Annotated in this window: 1 protein-coding gene; it reads left to right on the top strand. The window is 58.2% G+C overall.

Annotated elements, in window-relative coordinates:
- Window positions 1-184 precede the first annotated feature (184 nt).
- Complete coding sequence (locus DXB00_RS16070; protein ID WP_117751684.1) at window positions 185-1,387, top strand: ATP-binding protein; 1,203 nt, start codon at window positions 185-187, stop codon at window positions 1,385-1,387.
- Window positions 1,388-1,595: the final 208 nt, after the last annotated feature.

Raw genomic sequence — 1,595 nt, 5'->3', positions numbered from 1 at the left:
AGCAGCGCGACCGGAGCCTGCGCAAGGAACCGCGGCAGCGCGACCGGAGCCTGCGCAAGGAGCCGCAGCTTTAATTGTGCGGTGTTGCCTTAAGGTTTCTCCCCTCATACTATGTTGAAATGAGCGGAAAAGTGTGCTATGCTGATTAGGTTATAAACTACAATCCTGACTGGAGTTGAAAACAATGGAGCTTTCCGCCCTTTCCCTGCGTCTGCGCGCGCTTTCCGTGCTGCGCGGACTGCTTTCCCATCCGCTGGTGCGCGCCTACGGCGACACGCTGACCGCGCTCGACGGCACAGCCGCCGACTTTGCCGACCGCTACGGCGCACTGTGCGCGACCCGCTTCTCCTGCGGCGATATCGCGCAGGCAGTGCTCGACGCCGTGCACTTTGACACCAACACCCTGACCGATACCATCAACGCACCGGAAGCGGCTGTGCTCAACGCCGCAACCCACGATCTGGACGTGCTGAACGCTCTGCTCGCGCTCGACGGCGAAGCCTTCAAATCCGCCGCAGCGGACAAGTTCTACGAGCCTGCCCTCGAGGACCTGCCGGACTTCGAGGCTGCGGACTCGCTTCCGTTCTCCACCGGTGCGGCGCTTGCCGATTACTACCGCGAGGAGGGCTACGGCTTCTTCGCACAGTCCTCGGCGTTTGCCATGCAGGACGACGGCTCGGCAACCCCGATCGTACATCCCGATGCCATCCGTCTGCACGACCTGCCCGGCTACGAGATGCAGAAGCAGAAAATCCTCAAGAACACGCTTGCCTTCCTCGACGGACGCGACGCCAACAACATCCTGCTCTACGGCGACAAGGGCACCGGCAAGTCCTCGACCGTCAAGGCGGTTGCCAATGAGTACGCCGACCGCGGCCTGAAGATCATCGAGATGTCTCCGCGGCAGATCACGAATTTCCCCAAGCTGTTCGAGCAGACCCTGCGTTCGCCGTTCCGTTTCATCGTGTTCCTCGACGACCTGACCTTCAGCAGCGAGGACGACAACTTTGCCGCGCTCAAGGCGTTTATCGAGGGCGGTCTGGCCGGAAAGCCGTCCAATCTGGTCATTTACGCAACGTCCAACCGCCGTCATCTCATCCGCGAGAGCATGGCCGACCGTCAGGGCGATGAGGTGCGCGTGCGCGATACCCTCGAGACCGTTACCTCGCTGTCCGACCGTTTCGGTCTGGAGATCACCTTCTCCGTGCCGGATAAGGACGAGTATCTGTACATCGTCGAGCAGCTGGCCAAGGAGAACGACCTGAACCTTGATATCGACGAGCTGCACCTGCTTGCAGAGCGCTTCGCGCTGCGCCGCAACGGCCGCTCGCCGCGTACCGCAAGACAGTTTATCAGCCAGCAGCTGGCGGAGCAGTATGGGAAGTAATTGAAAATGGAGAATGGAGAATGGAGAATGATTTCATTTTTCATTTCTGCATCTAAATAAAACAAAACGCAGACCTTAAAATCATAGGTCTGCGTTTTGTTGCTATTGTGGAACCATTTCCGTTGTTTCGGAATGTTTTGGGTATTGCATACGCTCTACCATTTCCGTTGTTTCGGAATGTTTTGGGTATTGCATACGCTCTACCGTA

It is taken from the genome of Butyricicoccus sp. OF10-2 (assembly GCF_003481925.1).
Lineage (GTDB): Bacteria > Bacillota > Clostridia > Oscillospirales > Butyricicoccaceae > Agathobaculum > Agathobaculum butyriciproducens.
This window is presented reverse-complemented; position numbering and strand designations above follow the sequence as displayed.

Bases quoted from the DNA above. Each gene is read 5' to 3' on its own strand.
- DXB00_RS16070 (WP_117751684.1), top strand. From the start codon at position 185: ATGGAGCTTTCCGCCCTTTCCCTGCGTCTGCGCGCGCTTTCCGTGCTG.